A 20956-nucleotide genomic window follows, 5' to 3' on the forward strand; every position below is an offset into this window, starting at 1 on the left:
GAGAAACAAATTGATACATCGTATATATGCTGTAATAACTACCGGACAGGAATATGACAAAAATTATTACCAGAATAATATGAATATAGCAGCTTAAATAAATATAAATTTTAAACCTAAATTCTTGGATTAACCATAGAATTCGGGACGGTAGCGAGGAGGAACGACGCGGCAATCTGTTAGTAAAAAGCGTTGAAGTAGGTTGTTGGTTTTCAGTTATCGATTGTCAGTTATCAGATATCAGTTGTCGGTTTTCTGTTATCAGTTTTCTAGCTTACTGAGCTTGCAGTGAGGCACCTTTATCTTTTCGTTTCACCCGGTCACCCTACCGCCTCCTGATCCCGATAATTATCGGGACTTTCGGGATCGCTTTTTTCACCTTTTTACTTTCCTTCCTTTACACTTTAGCCTTTTTGACCTTCGGTCAAACTTGACAGACTTGACAAGCCAAATTCTCAAAATTTTGTTTTACATTTGCAATTATTAAAAAAAATGACCTAGAATAAATTAGATTTTACAGTAAACTGCTTTGGTGCAATACTTACCAAAGTGAGCCATAAATAATAAACAAAAAAAACAAGAAATGGAATTAGGTAACTTTCCTCAAGAAATCGCTCTTGAAATTAAAAACATTCAAGAAGATTCTCAGTTGATAAAATTAGCTGAACGTATACTCAACCAAGGTGATGATGAAAATGCATCAAAGATATTAGATTTGGTTTTAGGCGTTTAAAAACAAACGAAGAACATTTTATTGTAACAAAAAAGTCTGTGAGTCGTGTGGAGACTTGCAGGCTTTTTTTTGAAATGTAAAACAAGTGCTTGCGAACAGATCACTAATTCAACCGCTAAACAGTTTTTAAAATCATATTTTATCTGCGTCTAACTTTTACTTAATTACGAAATTGAACTAACTTGCGATAATTCATACAATACGGAAAAAAACAGACACAAGCTTAGTATTAATACCAGTAGGCTTGTGTTATTTTCACATCTAAATAAGCTCAAAATAAAACACACCAATTAGAATATGAAAATTAAAAGTTTATTACTCCTTAGCCTACTTGCTATAACAAGTTTAGTTAATGGACAAAAAAAAGTAAAATACAAAGTTGGACTATCTTCAGCTTTTGGTAGCGAAAAAGAAGTTCCTTTTTGGTTACAAGCCAACAAAAGAGGTTTGGTTCCTGATGAAAGCTACCTAATGGGTGATTTTTCATTGGGCATGGACTTTAATGAAAAGCCAGAACACGCCATTGATTTTATGTGGCAAGCTAGTGCTGTTACGTACACTGCAGATGAATCAAAAATTATATTGGATAATCTTTATATTTCAGCTAAGTGGAAAGTAATCCAATTTTCACTTGGACAAAAAGCCGACGACATTGACTTTGATGGTTTATCATCGACCAATGGAGATATTCTTTACTCCAATAACGCTAGATCATACCCCAAATATGAAATCTCTGTTCCTGATTGGACAGATATTCCACTTTTAGAAGGTATTGTCTCTTTTAAAGCTTTGTTATCCGATGGCATCACAACAGATGACCGTTATATCGATCATGCACTTATTCACCATAAAAATTTATTTATCCGCTTGTTTAAAGACAAAAAGTTTAGTGTGAGTGGAGGAATTGAGCATGTTGCCATGTGGGGAGGTACGCATCCTGTTTATGGTGATATTTCCACATCTCTAGATAAATATTTTAAAGTATTTACAGGAACAGGAGATGAGGAAAGTGATATTAGTAACGATTCTTATCGTTTAGGTAATCATATTGGATCTTTTCATTTAAATGCCTATTGTAATACAGAAAAGTTTAGTCTGCAAGCTTACTATCGCTCCATTTTCGAAGATGGTTCAGGAAGAAAATCAGAAAATTATCCTGATGGTTTATATGGCCTGCATTACAAAAATAATAAAGGGAAAAATCCTTTTATCCAATCTGCTTTAATCGAATTTTACCATACCACAGACCAATCTGGCAGTAAAAAAGGTATTATAGATGGAATTAAATATCGTGGTGTAGATAACTATTTCAATCATTCAGAATACAAATCTGGTTGGACACATTATGGCAGAACCATTGGTTCACCTTTATTTACTAATGGAGAAGTAAATGGGATTACAGCTGTTATTAACAACCGGTTTAAAGCACTCCATATGGGTATTAAAGGATTTATTGGAATCATACCATATAAAACTTATTTGACATTCTCGAAGAACTACGGAACTTATTATACGCCATTCGAATCAACGAAAAATCAGTTCTCAGGAATGTTAGAAGTTAGAGTTCCTAGTAAAAATATTCCCTTTAAAATTGATTTAGCTTGTGCAGTGGATCAAGGCGAACTATTGGAAGATAATGTTGGACTTTTTATCAGATTATCCAAAACAGGCTTATTTAAATAGAAAAATAACGAATTTTGAAAAGTTTAAACTAATAAATGCAAATTCATAATTCTAAGTTGTAAATCATTAATTATCGCAATAGGTAACTTTCATTGGTTAATAAGATCAATATAATCTTTGGACTCTTCTACTTTCAACAATTTCACATTCACGGCACCTCCTTTATCCACCTAAAGGGGGAAATTTGAACATACAAAAAATAATTAATGCATTGAAAGCCTCATTAGAAAAAAAAGGAAACCTGTAAGTCGTGTGGAGACTTGCAGGTTTATTATACCTTAAATTAGTATTAAAAAAAGGCTTAAAATCATGAAGATTTTAAGCCTTTCTTTATTATGCTTTAAATACCTCAGGTAACGGAGGTAAATCTTTAAATATTTTATGAACTAACTCACTTTTAGGTAAAACAATGACCCAAGCGGTCAAAAAGATTATCATCATATCTGTATAAAAAGATTGATGTTTTTGATACCATAATTCCAATTCTCCTTTATAAGGTGAGATATGCAATTTATAATATTGATCTAGAGGCATTTTTGTTTCAGATAGCAATTGCTCTTCATCTCTAAAGACAATAGAACCAATTCCTGTTAAACCTGGTTTGACATTATAAATCACATCCTTCACATGTTGAGGATAAGGCTCAAAAGTTTTATCTACTAAAGGACGAGGACCAACAATACTCATATTTCCAATAAGGATATTGAATAACTGTGGCAGTTCATTAATTTTAGTTTGTCGCAAAAAGCCTCCCATAGGTAATATTCGGGGGTCTCTCTTTGTTGTATGCATCCCTGTTCCTAAATTCGGACTTTCCTTCAACATGGTCGCAAACTTCCAAATATTAAAAGATTGATTCTTATATCCAATACGTTTTTGAAAGTAAAAAACATAATGTTCACCAGTCAATAATAATCCAATAACCACTGGGATTAGTATGGGTGACAATATTAATATAGCAATTAATGAAGCTATTAAATCTATGATTCTTTTAAAAAGGTGTTTATACATCTTTTATTAATTTTGTTAATTATCTTTGTTTTAAACACTGTACAAATACACTTCGACTCCGCTCAGTGCAAAGTCTACATTGTAAGTTCACAGATAGTTAATAATCTCAAACTACATTTTTTGATCAAGATTTTTACCCGTCTCAATGTGTTGAAAATTTGGTAAATATTTCGTTAAAACTTTTACGACTTCTGATTTCGTAACATTATCCTTAGAGAATAACTGTTCCAAATTTTCAAAGATAGAATCGATTTCTTTTAAATCTCTCTTTACTGAATTTTTAATGACCCCCAACTCAACAAAAGAATCCAAATCCAATACTTCTTTTTCAGTATAAAATTCTTCAAAAGATTTTTCACCGCAAGTGTCAGAACCGAAAAAATAAATAGGATATTTTTTAGAATCAACAGTTAGTAATTTAGCTTTGGCTTTTGCCTCTTCTTCAGTCTTACATATGTCAGCTTCCATTCCTAAGTGAGCTAACAAATCTTTGGCAATACGATCGAAAGGAATCATGTCCTTTTGATCATCCAATTTAGGGAAGAAAATATCTCCTGATTCTCCCATAATTGAAGCCATTAAACAAAGTTCACCAGATTCTTGTGGAGAAACAAAGAAACGACGTATCCCAAGAGGGCAAGACCATGGCTGACGTTTATTCAAACGATCGATAAAACCTATAGGAAGACTACCATTAGAAAATGCCACATTAGCAAAACGAGCTGTTTTAATCGGAATTTGAGAAGAATAAGCCATAATTAACTCTTCCATCAATTTCTTACTGGCACCCATAATATTCACAGGGTTAGCTGCCTTATCAGTAGAAACACAGAAAAAATGTTCAGGTGGAAATTCAATTAAAAGATCAAGTAATTTTCTTGCTCTTAAAACATTATTCTCGATCATAGCCTCTACCGAAAAAATATCTTTCTCGCTACGTACATGTTTATGAGCTGCAAAGTTGGCTACAATATCAAATGGTGCAAGGTTTCTGAACATCTTTTCAAAAACACGGTCTCCAAAATTAATGGGGTAAGTGATAAAATCCTCAGGAATATTATACTCTGTAGAACTTCTCAAATCCCGAACCAGTTCAGTTAAGCCATTCTCATTAATATCAACAACAACTAACTTGCTAATATTAAACTTTAAAATCGCTTTAATGTAGGATGAACCAATTGTACCAGCACCACCAATAACCAAAACTTTTTTACCATTAATACGAGATGATAATTCGCTGCTATATTTAGTGAAATCTTCTCTTAATAAACTAACCTCTCTGCCAGTGACATGGGTCTCAATGAATGAATCTATATTTGTACTATACATATTATAAATAATTATTTATATGCTAAAAACATTAAGCAAGTGGGGCTTTCTTGCAATTAACTATCATCTCTGAGATACCATCAGAAACTGTATACTTTGGAGAATAAAACTCCTCATTAATATTACATTCAACTCGTAAGGAGCCAAAAACCTTATTATAGATAGTAGGTTGAAGCCATTTTAATATTACAGAAAAAAATGAAGGTAAATTAACCAATCTGCTTTTCACCTTTGCGTGTTTACAAACTAATTCAACTATTTCTTTGGTTGAGATGGCATGCTTATCTGTGGGTAATAAAACACCTGCTAGTCTATTATCAATTATTGAATTAAAGCAATCAATCAAATTATGAACATTAATAAAATCACGTTGATTATTAATGTTTTTAAATGGCAAGAATATTTTCTTTTGAGAAAAATTAATTAATCTCATCATATTCCCTGGTGCATTACCACCTCCATAAACCATTGGAGGTCTAATGCAAGTTATCACAAAACTATCTGATGCAATTTTTCGCAAAGCATTATCTGCATTTAATTTTGAGATACCATATGAATTTATTGGCGCTTCAATGGTTTCTTTATTGATATTTACAACATTACCATAGACAGCTATTGTACTCATTTGAATAAAATGAACAACACCATTTTCTTTTGCTTTTTTTGCTAAAAAAACAGGTAATTCACAATTAATTCTATTATATAATTCATCATCCTTTACTTTAGGTTGATGAACGATTGCAGCAAAATTAATTACAACATCAATATTTTTAAATGATGATTTATCTACTTTAAAAAAATCATCTAAGACAATTTCATAAACAAAATTCGTTTCTTTTCTTGAAATAACTTTTATATCAAAAACGTCTTTATTCTTTGCTATAAATTTGGAGGCAATAAAACTATCCCCTCCAATTACTAATATACGATTCTTTTTCATCTCTACATGTAAACAAAATACTGAGTTTATATTTTTTTCCTCAAAAAACAACTATAAAGAAATAATATTAAATTACCAGGCAGTAATCTAACAACAATACGAATAAGACAATTTTTAATGTATTGTACTAATGAAATAAATTTTGATTTTAATAAAAACCGTTGAAAATTTAATTCACTAATCAAATAGGTATAACCTCTTCTTCGCTTAATCATATTCTTACCTGATCTGAATTTTAATAAAAACATTGGTAAATTATGAAATATACACCCATTTTGCAGCATTCTAACCCATAAAAAATAATCTTCATATAAATAAAAATGCTGATATCCGCCTGCTTCTATCACCTTGCTTTTTCTAAACATGACAGAAGGATGAGATATTGGATTTCTTTTTTTTGAAAAAACGAGCAAATCCTTATGCCTTTCGGGTAAGGCTCTTGCGGCATAAATTTCACCACTATCAGAATCGAATTCTTTAATCCAAGAACCTAAGACATCAACCTGCCCATGCTGAGACATAAAATTCACTTGTTCTTTAAATCGATCCGATTCACATATATCATCAGTATCCATTCTGGCTACTAATTCGAAGCTACAATTGTCTAAGCCTATATTTAAAGCTTTTCCCAAGCCAACGTTTTCTTTTAATTCAATTATCCGCAGAGGCATATCATCATCAAAGCCGGAAATAACGTTTTCCAAATCAGCAGTTAAGGGACCATCTTTAACCAAAATGATTTCGCTTGGTTTTAATTCTTGATGTTCCCATACACTTTCCAAAGCTAATTTAAAATTGGCAGGAGACTCCTTATGGTAAACTGATAATAATACTGAGAAATTCATATTCTAAAATTATTTTTTATCATATTCGTTATAATCTTTTACCATTTTATAAAATATAAATTATTCAACTTTTTATATCTTAACTGACTGTCATGTTAATGTAACAACCCTACAAATACATGTAAAAATAAAACAACATTATTTTAAGGACAGTTCCAGCTACACTTAAAATATCAAGCCATCATCTATACATAAAAACATTTGATTCATTAAACATTTAAAATAATTCAAATAAGAATAAAAAAAGATTATTACACTAAATAATCATAAATTAAGCTAGACGCATTACTCTCCTCATTAGCCCAGAATTTCTCAATAATCCATTTACGTTCAGGAAAAAATAAAGAATGGTCATTTCTAATACAAGCTAACAAGGCTTCAGCATCATTAACCCTAACACCAGGAGTATAATCATTATAATTAAATGCTAAATCCCTGTTATTAGTGATATATTCATCATAATCAAAAGGAAATAAAATCACATTCTTTTCTTTCATTTTAATATAGTCATAATAAATCGACGAATAATCTGTTATCAAGACATTAGTAAAAGGAAGAATTGGATAAATATCAATTCCTTTATCAATTTGAATTATATTTTTATAGGTTTTTAAACTCTCAAAAGACAGATTGGTTGCTGGATGTAATTTTAACAAAAAGACTTCATTTTTTTGTTGTAAAATTTCATCTAACTCATCAAACTTCAATCCCGAACTTGTAATAAAATCATATCTCGTCTCCCTCCATGTTGGCATATAAAGATACACCTTTTCATATTCCTGCAAAGACCGTACTAACTCCCTCGATTCCGAACCCTCAAAAATATCGATAAAATCAAGTAAAAGCTCTTCACTCCAAGTAAAAATATCACAACGTGGATAACCAAATTCAATACAGTTTGATTCTTTGATCCGGAAACACTCGCAAAAATGATCTGTCATTAATAAGGAAGTCGAATTGAACACATCAGGTCTATGAAACAAATATGGCAGATAAATTCTCGAAAAAATATTATTTGTATCATAAACTTTTTTTGCTGATCCCGTAGATGATTTAAATTCTATATTTTTGATTCCTACACCATGCCATAAATTAACTTTTTTAACACCACCAGAAGTCCAAAAATTTATGTCAATTAAATGAAACGAATAAATATATACTCCAGCAGTTAAGGAATGATATAAACCAGCTATACTCCAACGATAGTACGATTTAAATCCAAAATCTTTAATTATCCGTGCTTCAGTTTTTGAAGAAGCAATCCAGTAACACTTCTCTCGATGTTTTTCCTTGCAACTATAAATAAAAAAATATTTGGGATTCCCAGAAAAACCGACATGGCTACCAAACACCCATTTATCATTATTACGATGAAAAAGAAAAGATAAAAGATACAAAGGGTATCCGAAAAACACATCTATGTTTTTAAATATCAACTCTTTAATAGATCGTCTTTTAAACATCAAAATAACGAAATCAATTCTATCTTTTATTACCTTCATAATTAATTTCTTTTCACATCTATAACGACACCATTCATATTAGATACTAGGGTATTTATAGAAGCAGTAGCAACCGCAAAGGATGTTAACAAAGTATTATCAGGTTCTATACCAAAATTTTTAATTCGCATAGGAGTCTTTGTTCTTTCAGGATTAATACAATTAACTTTTATACCCCAATCATACCATTCGTCACTAAGAGCCTGAACAAGATTTACAATTGCAGCTTTCGACGAAGAATATAAACTGTACATAGCTCTCCCTCTAGTATACGAACTAGAAGTAAATAATAACAAACCACCCTTTGATTCTTTCAAATACTTTGCTGCCTCTTTAGCAACAATTATTGAACCAATATAATTTATATTTACTCCACTTATGATATCCGAATAGTCCATATTACACAAGGGTTCTTTTTGTAAAACACCCGCGGTGTTAATTACATAATCAATTCTACCCTCTTTCTTATAAACGGACTCCAAGACACTCTTAATCATGCTTTGATCAGAGACATCAACATTATTTTCTGAACGACTGAAAGAATGTACCTTACCTCCCTTTTCTTTACATATATTAACAATATCTTTACCAATACCGTAACTTCCTCCAAAAATAACAATAACTTTAGATTTTATATCCTCGTCTATGTTTGGTAACAGATTTTTATTATCACTACCCATCGTTCTTAATTGAAAAAGCTTATCTATTAGAAACAAATCTTCCTTGTAGGTCAATTTCATATTAGACCCCTCTCCTTCTACAATCCGAACATCCTCATTAGGTAAATATTTATATACAACACCACAATCATCTGTTGTTTCAAAGTTTTTATCCTTTAAGGCTAATTCATAGGCCTTTTTAATAGTTTTAAGCTTAAATGCTTGTGGCGTTTGCCCATTGTACAATTCTTTCCTTATAGGAATCCCAGAAATTGTCATCTCAGAACTGACTCTAATAATGGTATCAGTCGTTTTAACAGCAACATCTACAGCATTACAAATTGAAAGAGCCGATATACAATCACTGATAATTCTATTATTAACCAATGGTCTAACTGCGTCATGAAAAATTAAATTACAATCCTCAACAGCACTATAAGCATTAATTGCAGCCAAACTCGAGTGATATCTTTCACTACCTCCTTTTAATATTTTTTTTACTTTAGAATACATATTTTTAGCACATATTCTTTCAACGTCAATTACATAATCAGCATTACTTACAATGGCAATTTCATCAATTTCTATATGATTCTGAAACACTTCAATAGTATGTTCAATAATCATTTTTCCAGCTACTTTAAGAAATTGTTTTGGAAGAGGATCTCCAAATCTATTTCCTTTGCCACCAGCTAATATTACTGCGATATTTTTCATTATTTTTTATTATTTTTTATTATAAACGATTAAACAAGCATATAGTTACATTTAACACACTACTTTAATAATATTACCAAACCATATGATTTATGATTTATTTATTCGAGCACTAAAAAATTGTTTATAAAATTAGATCCTGACAATTAATGCATTTTTTCATTAATAATAATAATAATAATCGTATTCAAAATCTTTTAGTGATTATCTCAAAACCCACGACTATAGCTTCGAGATATTCCTCAATTTTTCAATCTAAACTTATAATGCATTCACTTACATAATTAAATCGATAATTTACCACAAGCAACCTAACAATAGAAAATCACACATCTCCCTAGCTCTTCTCAAAATGTTAAAGTAACCGACATGAAACATATCGAATGTTCCATATTTCATTACTCTTTTAGTCATAAAATTGTACTAATAGATTCCTAATAAAACTCTATTCCAACAATAATTGGCTTATAAATAATCACCATTAAATTTCAAGACTTCTATATGTACACTTATATTTTTCAGTTGTTTTTGATATGTCAAAACGGACTTTTATTTCTTCAAGTTGAGCTTTAAGCTTTAAACTATTCTTGTTCTTAATTATATACTCAATTTTATTAGCTAAACCTTCAACATCACCGAATTCAAAAAGAAAATCAGTTCCGCATAACACGTCACTAATACCGCTTACATTACTTCCTAAACAAGGTGTATTTACGGCAATACTTTCTAGGACAACAATAGGTAACCCCTCAAAGGCACTAGAAAGAATAACTATATCTGAGGCCCCAAAAATATCTAAGACATCATTTCGATAGCCTAGTAAGTTCACCTTTTTATTTAAATTTTTCTTATCAATATACGATTTTATTATGCTGTGTTTTAGCCCATCTCCTATCAACAATAACTGATAACTATCATCAAGCAAATCAATTGCATCAATGAGTGTTTTAAAATCCTTTCCATCCACAAAACGGGAAGCCATTGAAATGATCTTATTGTTTTTATATCTTTCTTTCAATATAGAAACACTAAGTTCATTTGGTATTTGCCTCATTTCAAATCCATTATTAATAACACAAACGGAATCAAAATTAATTCTCTTTTTCAACATTTCAGCAACACTCTCTGAAACAGCTACAATAATATCGTATCGGCTATACATAAATTTCTCAATTGGCTTTAACCACCATTTATTCCTATTATTATTGCTAGAATGCTCTGTATAAATAAATTTGACCTTTCTTAGAAACAAACTTACCAAAGCAAGCCAATAAAGAGCAGGAAATAAGTGAACATGTACAATTTCTATATTATTGTTTTTAATATACTTAAATAATTTAATAGTTAGAAATGGATTTTTAAAATTAGATAAACCCCAATTATTAATTACAACTCCTTTTTCATTTAATTTTTTAACATTAATTCTTTCAATATTGCCCAAAACTAACAATGACATATTAAATTCGTCACTACATCCTGTCAATAAATCTTCAACAACCTGACCAACACCACCATTCACAGTAGGTATTATATGTAACACATTATGCTTTTTCATAGATAGACTTATTTTTTATAGTCACTATATTAAAAATCCAAGTTAAAAAACAAAAGATCATTAAAAATATTATAGAATTAATAGTTCCTCCATCAAGAATTACCTGAGAAAAACAACATACATAAATTAATAATGAAAATATAGTCTGTTTTCTGATAAATAAATCTAATAATAGCTCTGAAATGAAAAACACAATTAAAATATTGACAACTGCTCCAACAAAGCCAAAATTAGCATAACCTTCAGCAAGTAATCCGGGTTGTGCATAATTTGCATCAATAAACTTCGCAGAAATAACAGGTAGACTTATATATTCAAAATTAAAAATCCCCGCAAAAGCCTTAACATAGGTTTTGCCATAAAAGAAATCAGTCTTGTCGACTAGATCGATAATATTTCCTCCTAAACGTGCCCAAATATCAATAATTCTATAGAATTGCCTGTTACCCCATTGTATAATGAGATCTGAATTTGAACATATTTTAATGAAATCATTTAAAGAAAAATTACCATTCCAACTTAAATTTAACTTAAGCAATTCGGAGGCAATACCGTATGTAAGCAATACAACAAAACCAAAGCAAGCATACAATATCGTTTTTATTCTACTTACTTTAAAGTCACCTTTTATCGATATTATAATAACACTGACTAAAAATAATGGTAAAACAAACTTTAATAAAATATACCTTACAGTAATGACTGATAAAAGAAATAATATTGAAAAAAACAAACCTAAATAATATACGTAATTTCTTGTCCCTTTTTTATAGAAAAAAAATGCAGTAAAAAAATAAACAACAAAGAATACAGATATTATCCTAAAATTAGTCCCAATTAACCATAGGGGGAAAATAAAAATCCCTCCCCATAAAACATTCATTCCGCTTCTTTTGGGACTACGTATCTTCAGTTTTATCTTTTTTAAATCAAGAGGAGATATCAAAAAAAGATAAACATCAATCAAAAGACTTACACTAATAAATACAGAGAAAAAAAGGAGGAAATGATCATTTGAATAAACAGAGCCACTACTTTTTGCAGTTAATTGACCTGCTAAAATAGTCTTATTATATATATAATTATACGATCCATAACAAGTTGATAAAAAACAAACTATAAAGTAAATCAAATAACCTACCGAAAATAATTTCCTTTTGTACTGATACAATACTGTCGTAAGATAAAATACAACATAAGCCAGAAGGAACATGACTTCCCTCACTCCAAAATAATTATTTATTATTGAATTTGATATCTTAACAATTACTAAGATTATCGAAATTAACTTAGTTATAAAAAATAAAGCTTTTGATATATTCATATTTACTTATCTTCGTTTTCTGATAAAACTAAAAATACTATCAAAAACTATACTGTATGAAATAACTCTTAAGAGTCTATTTCTAACTGATTTATTAATTATCTTATGGCTTCTAACTTTTCTTCTATAATCCTTTCTATCGTCTTTATTAAAAACTAAAGATAAATGATAACCTATAAATAATTCATTCTCATTAATAACAGGCAAACAATCATCTTCACCATATTCTTTACTAAACCATCTGCCAATACTGCAAAGCGATTTAAGTATTGTAAGTTCTTTGTTTCCATCTAAAGAATTAGACGCTGAATCGTTCAATTTTCTGTATACAGATGTATTATCATTTAGATAAGCTATTTTCGATTGTTGAGCAATGCTTAACCACATAGGATAATCCCCCATTGCCCATTTGTTACTTAGACTAGGAGCATTTATAATCATAGATGCTTTTTTAATCAATTCAGCTCTAGCAAGTACTGTAAGTGTAGCTATATTATTTCCCGAAACTATTAAGCTTCTAAAAACATCTCCAGAAATAATCTTTTTCTTAGAATTAGACCTTAAAGTCTTTTTAGATTCATTGTAAACAGAGTAATTTGTATGAACCATCCCATAATCCGAATTAGCTTCAAGAAAATCCACTTGCTTTTGCAGCTTATATGGATCAGTCCAAAAGTCATCTCCTTCACATAGGGCAATGTATTTGCCTTTGGCTTTTGGAAAAACAAAGTTAGGCCAAGGTTTTATCCCTTTCGAATATTGATTTTCTTTTTGGAATATTGGAAATATAAGCTTTGGATATCTCTTTGCAAACATAACAACTATATTTGCAGTATTATCTGTTGAAGCGTCATCATGTATAATAATTTCGATTTGGAAATTAGTAACTTGATTCAAAAAACCTTCAATTGTCTCTGCTATATACTTTTCCTGGTTATATGTTGTACAAGCAACAGTTACTATTGGCATATTCATAATGATTCTTTAACTCTCATAACTCTCGCAGGATTCCCTACAACTACTGCATTATTTGGGACATCTTTAACAACGACAGAACCTGCTCCAATTGTAACATTATTTCCTATTTGAATATTAGGGATAATCATTGCACCAACTCCTATGTCAACCCTGTCTCCAACTACAACATGACCCATTATTTTGACATTTGGCGAAATATCACAAAACTTTCCAATCGTAACATCATGACTAATTATGGAACATTTATTTATTAAAGTTCCATCACCAATAGAGACACTATTAGTAATATAAACACCATCAAGAATTAAGACCCCATTCTCTATATGATTATCATAATCGCCAACCTTTGCTGTTTTTGATATCATTGTTAAGGGATGGAAATTTAGTGAGGAAAATTTGGTAAATAGTAATTCCCTATTTTTAGAAGTACCCACACCTATAACAAAACTTAAACTCATTGAACCAAAATATTCGAAAACTTTTTCATAGGAATCAAGAACTATAAAATTATCACCATACAATGAAGCATCCTGATTCACATTATCAAAAAAAACAAAATCATCTTTCATTTCTGAAAATGAAAATAAAATTTCTTTTGCTAGTCCTTGAGCCCCTAAAATCAATATTTCACTCATCTAGACAGATTTAAAATTATATATATAATTTACTATTTCGTTAACTTCGCATAGTTTCAAATTAGGATATATAGGCAAACAAATAACCTCTTTTGTAATTCTTTCAGCAATAGGCAAATTACCTGCACTAGCAGATGGCAAACCACTATATGTTGGAAATTGCGATATTAATGGATAAAAATAGCGTCGACCAAAAATATTATGGCTCTTTAATTCCTCATATAAGGCATCACGCGATTTACCATATTCCTTACTATCTACAAAAATTGGAAAGTATGCATAATTGTGCTTTACACCATCCATATCATTAAGGAAACTAATTCCCGTAATATCTTTCAAACATTTTTTGTAAGTATCGGCAACTATTTTTCGTTTAGCAATTGAATCATCAATACTATCTAATTGCAACAAACCATAAGCTGCTTGCAATTCATTCATCTTGGCGTTTATACCAGGTGCAATTACTTTAGTCTCTCCTGCAAAGCCAAAATTCTTCAAATAATCAATTCTTTTCTTTGTTGCTTCGTCATTACAGATAATAGCACCACCTTCGATAGTATTAAAAACCTTTGTGGCATGAAAACTTAGAATAGACATATCACCAAAATTCAATACTGAATTTCCATTTATATCTACATCAAAAGCATGTGCAGCATCATAAATAACTTTTAAGCCATAAATATCTGCAATCTCTTTTATAGCGACCACATCGCAAGGATTACCATAAACATGCACAGGCATAATTGCTGTAGTTTTGGGTGTTATAGCTGCTTCTATTTTCTTTGGATCAAGATTCAATGTAACAGGATCAATATCCGCGAATACAGGCTTTATTCCATTCCAACGTAAAGCGTGAGTTGTTGCAACAAAACTATAGGGCGTAGTAATCACCTCTCCCGTAATACGCATCACTTGCAAGGCGCTAATTAAAGCCAATGTCCCATTTGAAAATAAGGATACATACTTAACTCCCAAATGATCAGCTAAAGCTTTTTCAAAATCTTGATGAAACTGTCCATTGTTTGTCAACCATTTGCTTTCCCAAATTTTTTCAAGGGATTTAACAAACTCATCCAAAGGAGGCATTACTGGCTGAGTAACTAATATTTTTTTGTTTTCCATGAGTTTAAAGGAATAAATTCTTTAATAATTTTTAGACCATCAATTAATGCTTCTTGTTTTGTAAAATACGAAATTAAGAAATAACTTATTATACCAATACATATCTGAAGTAAAAACAATGATATAGATAATTCTAAAAAGTAAGTACATGTAATCATAAGTATTGCCATAATTATAGAAATCATCATTGATGGAGACAAATCTTTTAATTGATTTAAAATAGGGTAATTCAGTAATTCTCCGGAGTAGTGCGCATTTATAAAATAACCTATAAAAGAAGTGACTACTCTACCGTATATAAGTCCCATAATGCCCCATTGTAATCCAATAAAAATGGCAATTACAGTAATCCCTTTTTTAATAATCTCGAGACGTAAAAAGAGATCAGAACGTCCCTTTACTTGTAAGATACTTAAGTTAGTTGTATGTAAAGTGTATACCATACCCGAGATACATAGCAATTGAAAATAGGGCACAGAAGGTAACCACTGAGGTCCAAAAACAAATAAAAAAAAGGGCTGTGCTACAACTGCCAAACCCAGCATAAGTGGAAAATTTACAAAAACCAATAATTTCAAAGTCTTACGAAAACCAATAAGAAGTTTCTCTTTGTCATCCTGTATTTTTGAAAAGGCTGGAAAGGTTACATTACCCACTATTGCAGCCAAAGTTGTAACAGGAACGTCCTGAAATTTTTTTGCCTGCGTATAATAACCTAAATCTTTTGTTGAAAATAGTTTCCCTATAATAAGTAAGTATACATTTTGAAATATTTGATCTAAAAGACCCGATAATAAGAGTTTAGAACCAAAATTAAAAAGACCTTTAAATGAAATATACGAAAACTCCCAAGTGGGACGCCACATACTTAAGATCCAAAACAAGAGACTTCTAAAAAAATAGATACACACCATTTGTAATGCCAAAGCCCAAACACCAAAATTTAGAAATGCCAACATAATCCCTAAAATCGCTGCGATAACATTTGAAATCATGGTGGCTTTAGCAATGGATTTAAAATCCAAGTCTTTTTTGAATTTCACAAACTGAATTAACCCCAATGAATTGAATATTAATAGAAGACCAATCAAACGTGTCAATCCTATTAACTTCTCTTCTTGAAAAAAACTAGCAATATAAGGTGCTGAAAAGAAAAGAATACCATATAACAGAAAACCAACACCTATATTAAAATAAAATACAGTTGAGTAATCAGTTTGGTTTGCATCTTTTTTTTGGATTAAAGCATTTCCAAAACCACTGTCGACAAACACTTGCGATACGGCAATAAAAATCGACAACATACCTATTAAACCAAAATCTTCAGGTGTAAGCAATCGTGCCAGTACAATTTGAGTTATTAACAATATAAATTGCGTCCCAAATCGATCAATAAAGCTCCAAAAAACGCCCTTTATTGTATCCTTTTTTAAAGTACCTGTCAATTTATTATTGTATTAATCCTAATAAATACTGTCCATATTCATTCTTCCTCATTGGCTCTGCAATCTCTTTTAAACGAACAGCTGATATCCAACCTTTCTTAAAAGCTATTTCTTCTAAACAAGAAACCTGTAAACCTTGACGTTTCTCAATTGTTTCAACAAAATTAGAGGCATGCGCCAAAGATTCGTGAGTTCCTGTATCTAACCAAGCAAAACCACGCCCCAGTAACTTAACTTTTAAAGTTTCATTTTGAAGAAACTCTTGATTAACCGTTGTAATCTCCAATTCTCCCCTATCAGAAGGCTTTATATTCTTTGCAACTTCTACAACAGAATTAGGATAAAAATAAAGACCAACAACAGCATAATTAGACTTAGGCTCTTTAGGTTTTTCTTCAATACTTAAAACCTTACCATTATCATCAAATTCAGCGACTCCAAAACTCTCAGGATTACTCACACGATAACCAAAGACAGTCGCTACATTTTCTTCTTCTGCCAATCTTACCGACTCTTCGAGCATTGGTCTAAAACCTTGCCCGTAAAAAATATTATCACCCAAAACCATACATACAGCATCGTCACCGATAAATTCTTCACCAATAATAAAGGCTTGAGCTAAACCATCTGGTGATGGTTGTTCTGCATAAGATAATTCAATTCCATAATCTGAGCCATCCCCTAAAAGACGTTTAAAACCTGGAAGATCTTGTGGTGTTGATATAATAAGAACCTCACGAATACCAGCCAACATCAATACAGATAAAGGATAATAAATCATTGGTTTATCGTAAATAGGCAATAACTGTTTCGATACACCTTTGGTAATTGGATACAATCTTGTACCACTACCTCCTGCTAAAACTATTCCCTTCATTTTATTTGGCTTTATACATTTCTTTATAATACTCCTGATAATCTCCAGAAGTGATATTATCCATCCACTCCTTGTTCTCAAGATACCATTTCACAGTTTCTTCTATTCCTTCTTCAAATTGCAGTGAAGGTTCCCATCCCAATTCGACCTTTAGTTTGGTGGAATCTATGGCATAACGCAAGTCATGACCTGCTCGATCCGTTACATAAGTAATTAATTTTTCAGAAGTACCTTCTTCTCTCCCTAATAACCTATCAACCGTTTTGATCATCACCTTTATCAGGTCAATGTTTTTCCATTCGTTAAAACCACCAATATTGTAGGTATCTCCTATCTTTCCTTTATGAAAAATCACATCAATCGCACGTGCATGATCTTCTACATACAACCAATCGCGAACATTCTCTCCCTTACCATAAACAGGCAAAGGTTTGTTATTGCAAATATTATTGATAAAAAGAGGTATCAGCTTCTCAGGAAATTGAAAAGATCCATAGTTGTTTGAACAGTTAGAAATCACTGTTGGTAATCCAAAAGTATCTTGAAATGCTCTTACAAAATGATCGGAAGATGCTTTAGATGCTGAATAAGGTGAATGAGGATCGTAAGACGTTTCTTCAGTAAAGAAACCGTCTTCTCCTAATGCACCATAAACCTCATCTGTTGAGACATGATAGAATAATTTATCTTCGAAATTACCACCCCAAGCAAATTTAGCCGCTTGTAAAAGGCTTAAAGTTCCCATAACATTGGTTTGTGCAAAAGAAAATGGGTCTTTAATGGAACGATCCACATGCGACTCTGCCGCCAAATGAATCACACCTTCAATCTGATAATCAATAAATATTTTCTGCACCTTTTCGAAATCACAAATATCACATTTAACAAATTCGTAGTTTGGTTTATCTTCAACATCCTTAAGATTCGCCAAATTTCCTGCATATGTTAGCACGTCCATATTGATGATTTTATACTCAGGATATTTGTTAACCAACAAACGAACAAGATGAGATCCAATAAATCCTGCACCCCCTGTCACTAATATATTTTTCTTAAACATCTATTACAATATTTATATTTTCAATTATTAATTTCCTTCCCATACAATAAAACAAACTTCATTCTTAAGGAACGAACTTTCTTCTTCTGACTTTATTATTATGAGTCGTATTTTCCTATTTATTAAATCCTCAGCTTTTTCAACCAAGGTATTAAGATAATTCTTATCTATATTTTCTGCAACAAGCAGCAAGTCAATTATTTTAGAGTCCTGTCCTTTTGCAAAGGAACCTGTCAAATAAACTCGCTTTAAATCGCCTACCTTCTCTGCAATTTCCTCAATAATACTATCCAATCCAATATGCTTACAAACTATGGAATGGAGATCGTTAAAGAGAGGATGCTTGGTATTGGCATGGAAAACCTTGCGATTACCTTCAGTCTCAGCGTCAAGCAAACCAGCTTCTTCCATACGGTTTAGCTCCAATCGAATGGCGTTTGATGATTCTCCAAACTCGGCTTCAAGACCACGTAAGTATGATTTCATCTGAACATTCAAAAAGAACTTCAATAATATTTTGATCCTCGTTTTTGAGGTGATTAAACTTTCTAACACAAATTAATTATAAATGATGAATTATAAATGATGAGTGAAACACCTCTCATCAGACTAATTTTCTACACCAAACAAGTATTATTGGTGATCAAATAAAGATCGAGTAGAAATTCTACTCAAAAGTAAATGTTATTTTAAAGAAAACAAAAAAATCAACCACAGATTTCTCAAATTAGCACAAATTTTAAAACATATTTTAGAAGCTCAACCACTTCCAGAGAGCTATCGAGATAACCCCAATTAAAAAACTATTCATAAAACACATAAACATAGGTGTAATAGACAAAATGGCTGCTGGATTTACCTACACCTCTTCGCATGGACAAAATGGCTGCTTGTTTATTGTAACAAGTCTATTATATTTACTAGTTAGATAAAAACGTAAACAAGCTCTACTGGAGAGTAACTTGTCAGGGATATATCTAACGACTGACAAATAAAACAATAGGAACTTCATAAGAGGTTCCTATTATTATTTAGAAGTCTTTATGCCTTTAAAAACTCATTTATAAATAGTTTTTTTCGTTTGATAGATAGCCCATTATGATTTCTCATTTTGTTTTTCAAATCAGAGAAATGTCCTTCTAATGCATTTGTCGTATTTGGAATCTTTATATCTGGATAATCATACCAGGTGAACAACCATTCCTTATTTGTTTTAAGACTTCTATAAGCACTTCTTAAACGTTTATGAGTATAATGAGACTTTCCTGTCAAGGGATTTAATGAACGTTCCTTAAGGAAGTCATCCCACTTTTCAAACCAATCATTAAGGGCTCCTATAAATGACTCTTTATCTGTTGTAGACATAAGAGAAACCAAACTCTTTAATTCTTTAGATGCCTCTAATTTAGGGTTTTTAGTAATGTATCGTCTTATTATTGCAGCTTGGTGAAATTGACACATCTGCATTGGAATTTCACCATAAGAACCCAGCAAGCCTTTACGACCATCACAAACAATCGCATTAATTGTAAAGCCCATTTCTTGTAATTCTGATATTCCTTTATGATACATTTGATTGGTCTCAAACAAAACATAGTATTTAAGGAGATTCTCAGAAGTATAAGCATCTTTAAAAAGCATTACTCCAAAATTATGCCCCCAATATGTCGTATCCATTAATACAACAACGGACCTAATACATTGCTTATTTGTTGCTGGTAAATAATTATCAATTTTTCGTTGAATTGTACGAATAGAGCAATTATATTTTGATGCAAGTTGTCTGTAAGTTTGTTTTCCTATTGAGTATTCTCTCCAAACTATTTCAGGAGATAAGTGAAAACCCCCTGTAAAAAAACGAAAACAAGTTAAGCATTGATAACGTTGTTTTCCATCTCTAAAACCATTTTTCTTTGTAATTGAATTATTGCAGAAAATACATTTTTTTTATTCATAACCTTTCATTTAATGCAAAGCTACGTATAGTCTGCGAATTAGAACTTTTCAGCAGCCATTTTGTCTATTACGCCTAAACATACAATGCTATCGTAGAAATTCAGACTTCCTTTAGGGTCGGGGTAAAACTGAATTTAGGCTTACAAAATATTTAACCACTAATAGACTTCGTAGAGCTAGTAATCCAGAAAGTTTTCGGGTCGGGTTTCACAAATTATATAATATGAAAACACACCCATCCTGTGTAATCGGCTGCAAAAGTAAATTAAAAAGAGGGGAATTTTGCTTGTCAAGTTTCACGACAACCATCGATACCAATAAAAACAGGAGGACAAGTTTAAAAGATAACCCCAAAGTTTTCGGATGCTCTGTACTTAATAACAACTAACATTTGCTCTTTTATAATGAGATAGCCACGTCGCTCCTCCTCGCAACCGTCCCGAAAGATACTGTGTTAAATTCCAAATAATATTATCAGAAATTATTATTAAATTTGTAATTCATAAGGAAGTCCTCTTACTGCAAAGACTATCCTGTTCAGGGGAGACATAGTTCTCCTCTTTTTTATACTAAGACAATGTCTTA

The 20956-nt window shown here is 31.2% G+C and carries 19 protein-coding genes; 2 read left to right on the forward strand and 17 right to left on the reverse strand.

Annotated elements, in window-relative coordinates; genetic code table 11:
* Nucleotides 1-583 precede the first annotated feature (583 nt).
* Nucleotides 584-733: a hypothetical protein gene (locus EMN46_RS17925; RefSeq protein ID WP_154202324.1), complete on the forward strand. Its 150-nt coding sequence runs from the start codon at nt 584-586 to the stop codon at nt 731-733.
* A 297-nt stretch (nt 734-1030) separates the two neighbouring features.
* On the forward strand, nt 1031-2416 hold the full coding sequence (locus EMN46_RS17930; RefSeq protein WP_154202326.1) for a capsule assembly Wzi family protein: 1386 nt from the start codon (nt 1031-1033) through the stop codon (nt 2414-2416).
* A gap of 333 nt (nt 2417-2749) precedes the next feature.
* Here the strand turns inward: EMN46_RS17930 and EMN46_RS17935 are convergent, their stop codons facing one another.
* From EMN46_RS17935 to EMN46_RS18015, 17 genes are all read right to left on the reverse strand, one after another.
* Complete coding sequence (locus EMN46_RS17935) at nt 2750-3427, reverse strand: sugar transferase (RefSeq protein ID WP_154202328.1); 678 nt, start codon at nt 3425-3427, stop codon at nt 2750-2752.
* Between the two features lie 111 nt (nt 3428-3538).
* A complete protein-coding gene (locus EMN46_RS17940) occupies nt 3539-4756 on the reverse strand; it encodes a polysaccharide biosynthesis protein (RefSeq protein WP_154202330.1) in 1218 nt (405 codons plus the stop codon).
* A gap of 31 nt (nt 4757-4787) precedes the next feature.
* Nucleotides 4788-5747, reverse strand: coding sequence for an NAD-dependent epimerase/dehydratase family protein (locus EMN46_RS17945; protein WP_154202332.1), 960 nt, complete (start codon nt 5745-5747; stop codon nt 4788-4790).
* Entirely contained in the window at nt 5723-6541 is an 819-nt protein-coding gene (locus tag EMN46_RS17950) for a glycosyltransferase (protein WP_154202333.1), read from the reverse strand. The genes EMN46_RS17945 and EMN46_RS17950 overlap by 25 nt, the downstream gene beginning before the upstream one ends.
* Before the next feature lie 251 nt (nt 6542-6792).
* On the reverse strand, nt 6793-8043 hold the full coding sequence (locus tag EMN46_RS17955; RefSeq protein WP_154202335.1) for a CDP-glycerol glycerophosphotransferase family protein: 1251 nt from the start codon (nt 8041-8043) through the stop codon (nt 6793-6795).
* A 2-nt stretch (nt 8044-8045) separates the two neighbouring features.
* Nucleotides 8046-9419 (reverse strand): bifunctional cytidylyltransferase/SDR family oxidoreductase, encoded by a 1374-nt coding sequence (locus EMN46_RS17960; protein WP_154202337.1) that lies wholly within the window; start codon nt 9417-9419, stop codon nt 8046-8048.
* 297 nt (nt 9420-9716) lie between these two features.
* Entirely contained in the window at nt 9717-9833 is a 117-nt protein-coding gene (locus EMN46_RS20515; protein WP_154202338.1) for an adenylyltransferase/cytidyltransferase family protein, read from the reverse strand.
* A 67-nt stretch (nt 9834-9900) separates the two neighbouring features.
* Nucleotides 9901-10974: a glycosyltransferase gene (locus EMN46_RS17970; RefSeq protein ID WP_154202340.1), complete on the reverse strand. Its 1074-nt coding sequence runs from the start codon at nt 10972-10974 to the stop codon at nt 9901-9903.
* Nucleotides 10961-12298 carry a DUF6032 family protein gene (locus tag EMN46_RS17975; RefSeq protein ID WP_154202342.1) on the reverse strand — a complete coding sequence of 446 codons (1338 nt, stop codon included), beginning with the start codon at nt 12296-12298 and terminating at the stop codon, nt 10961-10963. The genes EMN46_RS17970 and EMN46_RS17975 overlap by 14 nt, the downstream gene beginning before the upstream one ends.
* Nucleotides 12299-12304: 6 nt before the next feature.
* Entirely contained in the window at nt 12305-13273 is a 969-nt protein-coding gene (locus EMN46_RS17980) for a glycosyltransferase (RefSeq protein WP_154202344.1), read from the reverse strand.
* Nucleotides 13270-13911, reverse strand: coding sequence for a NeuD/PglB/VioB family sugar acetyltransferase (locus EMN46_RS17985; RefSeq protein ID WP_154202346.1), 642 nt, complete (start codon nt 13909-13911; stop codon nt 13270-13272). The genes EMN46_RS17980 and EMN46_RS17985 overlap by 4 nt, the downstream gene beginning before the upstream one ends.
* Nucleotides 13912-15033: a DegT/DnrJ/EryC1/StrS aminotransferase family protein gene (locus EMN46_RS17990; RefSeq protein ID WP_154202348.1), complete on the reverse strand. Its 1122-nt coding sequence runs from the start codon at nt 15031-15033 to the stop codon at nt 13912-13914.
* On the reverse strand, nt 15012-16478 hold the full coding sequence (locus EMN46_RS17995; RefSeq protein ID WP_154202350.1) for an MOP flippase family protein: 1467 nt from the start codon (nt 16476-16478) through the stop codon (nt 15012-15014). The genes EMN46_RS17990 and EMN46_RS17995 overlap by 22 nt, the downstream gene beginning before the upstream one ends.
* A gap of 4 nt (nt 16479-16482) precedes the next feature.
* Nucleotides 16483-17355 (reverse strand): glucose-1-phosphate thymidylyltransferase RfbA, encoded by an 873-nt coding sequence (rfbA, locus tag EMN46_RS18000; protein ID WP_154202352.1) that lies wholly within the window; start codon nt 17353-17355, stop codon nt 16483-16485.
* Nucleotide 17356: 1 nt separating this feature from the next.
* Nucleotides 17357-18415, reverse strand: a complete 1059-nt coding sequence (gene rfbB, locus EMN46_RS18005) for a dTDP-glucose 4,6-dehydratase (protein ID WP_154202354.1) — start codon at nt 18413-18415, stop codon at nt 17357-17359.
* Between the two features lie 27 nt (nt 18416-18442).
* Entirely contained in the window at nt 18443-18901 is a 459-nt protein-coding gene (locus EMN46_RS18010) for a nucleotidyltransferase domain-containing protein (protein ID WP_229130411.1), read from the reverse strand.
* A 555-nt stretch (nt 18902-19456) separates the two neighbouring features.
* Nucleotides 19457-20056 carry a hypothetical protein gene (locus tag EMN46_RS18015; protein ID WP_229130412.1) on the reverse strand — a complete coding sequence of 200 codons (600 nt, stop codon included), beginning with the start codon at nt 20054-20056 and terminating at the stop codon, nt 19457-19459.
* Nucleotides 20057-20956: the final 900 nt, after the last annotated feature.

The sequence above is a fragment of the Ancylomarina sp. 16SWW S1-10-2 genome (genome assembly GCF_009669305.1).
Lineage (GTDB): Bacteria > Bacteroidota > Bacteroidia > Bacteroidales > Marinifilaceae > Ancylomarina.

Bases quoted from the DNA above. Each gene is read 5' to 3' on its own strand.
- EMN46_RS17925 (WP_154202324.1), top strand. From the start codon at position 584: ATGGAATTAGGTAACTTTCCTCAAGAAATCGCTCTTGAAATTAAAAAC.
- EMN46_RS17930 (WP_154202326.1), top strand. From the start codon at position 1,031: ATGAAAATTAAAAGTTTATTACTCCTTAGCCTACTTGCTATAACAAGT.
- EMN46_RS17935 (WP_154202328.1), bottom strand. From the start codon at position 3,427: ATGTATAAACACCTTTTTAAAAGAATCATAGATTTAATAGCTTCATTA.
- EMN46_RS17940 (WP_154202330.1), bottom strand. From the start codon at position 4,756: ATGTATAGTACAAATATAGATTCATTCATTGAGACCCATGTCACTGGC.
- EMN46_RS17950 (WP_154202333.1), bottom strand. From the start codon at position 6,541: ATGAATTTCTCAGTATTATTATCAGTTTACCATAAGGAGTCTCCTGCC.
- EMN46_RS17955 (WP_154202335.1), bottom strand. From the start codon at position 8,043: ATGAAGGTAATAAAAGATAGAATTGATTTCGTTATTTTGATGTTTAAA.
- EMN46_RS17960 (WP_154202337.1), bottom strand. From the start codon at position 9,419: ATGAAAAATATCGCAGTAATATTAGCTGGTGGCAAAGGAAATAGATTT.
- EMN46_RS20515 (WP_154202338.1), bottom strand. From the start codon at position 9,833: ATGACTAAAAGAGTAATGAAATATGGAACATTCGATATGTTTCATGTC.
- EMN46_RS17970 (WP_154202340.1), bottom strand. From the start codon at position 10,974: ATGAAAAAGCATAATGTGTTACATATAATACCTACTGTGAATGGTGGT.
- EMN46_RS17975 (WP_154202342.1), bottom strand. From the start codon at position 12,298: ATGAATATATCAAAAGCTTTATTTTTTATAACTAAGTTAATTTCGATA.
- EMN46_RS17980 (WP_154202344.1), bottom strand. From the start codon at position 13,273: ATGAATATGCCAATAGTAACTGTTGCTTGTACAACATATAACCAGGAA.
- EMN46_RS17985 (WP_154202346.1), bottom strand. From the start codon at position 13,911: ATGAGTGAAATATTGATTTTAGGGGCTCAAGGACTAGCAAAAGAAATT.
- EMN46_RS17990 (WP_154202348.1), bottom strand. From the start codon at position 15,033: ATGGAAAACAAAAAAATATTAGTTACTCAGCCAGTAATGCCTCCTTTG.
- rfbA (WP_154202352.1), bottom strand. From the start codon at position 17,355: ATGAAGGGAATAGTTTTAGCAGGAGGTAGTGGTACAAGATTGTATCCA.
- rfbB (WP_154202354.1), bottom strand. From the start codon at position 18,415: ATGTTTAAGAAAAATATATTAGTGACAGGGGGTGCAGGATTTATTGGA.
- EMN46_RS18010 (WP_229130411.1), bottom strand. From the start codon at position 18,901: ATGAAATCATACTTACGTGGTCTTGAAGCCGAGTTTGGAGAATCATCA.
- EMN46_RS18015 (WP_229130412.1), bottom strand. From the start codon at position 20,056: ATGCTTTTTAAAGATGCTTATACTTCTGAGAATCTCCTTAAATACTAT.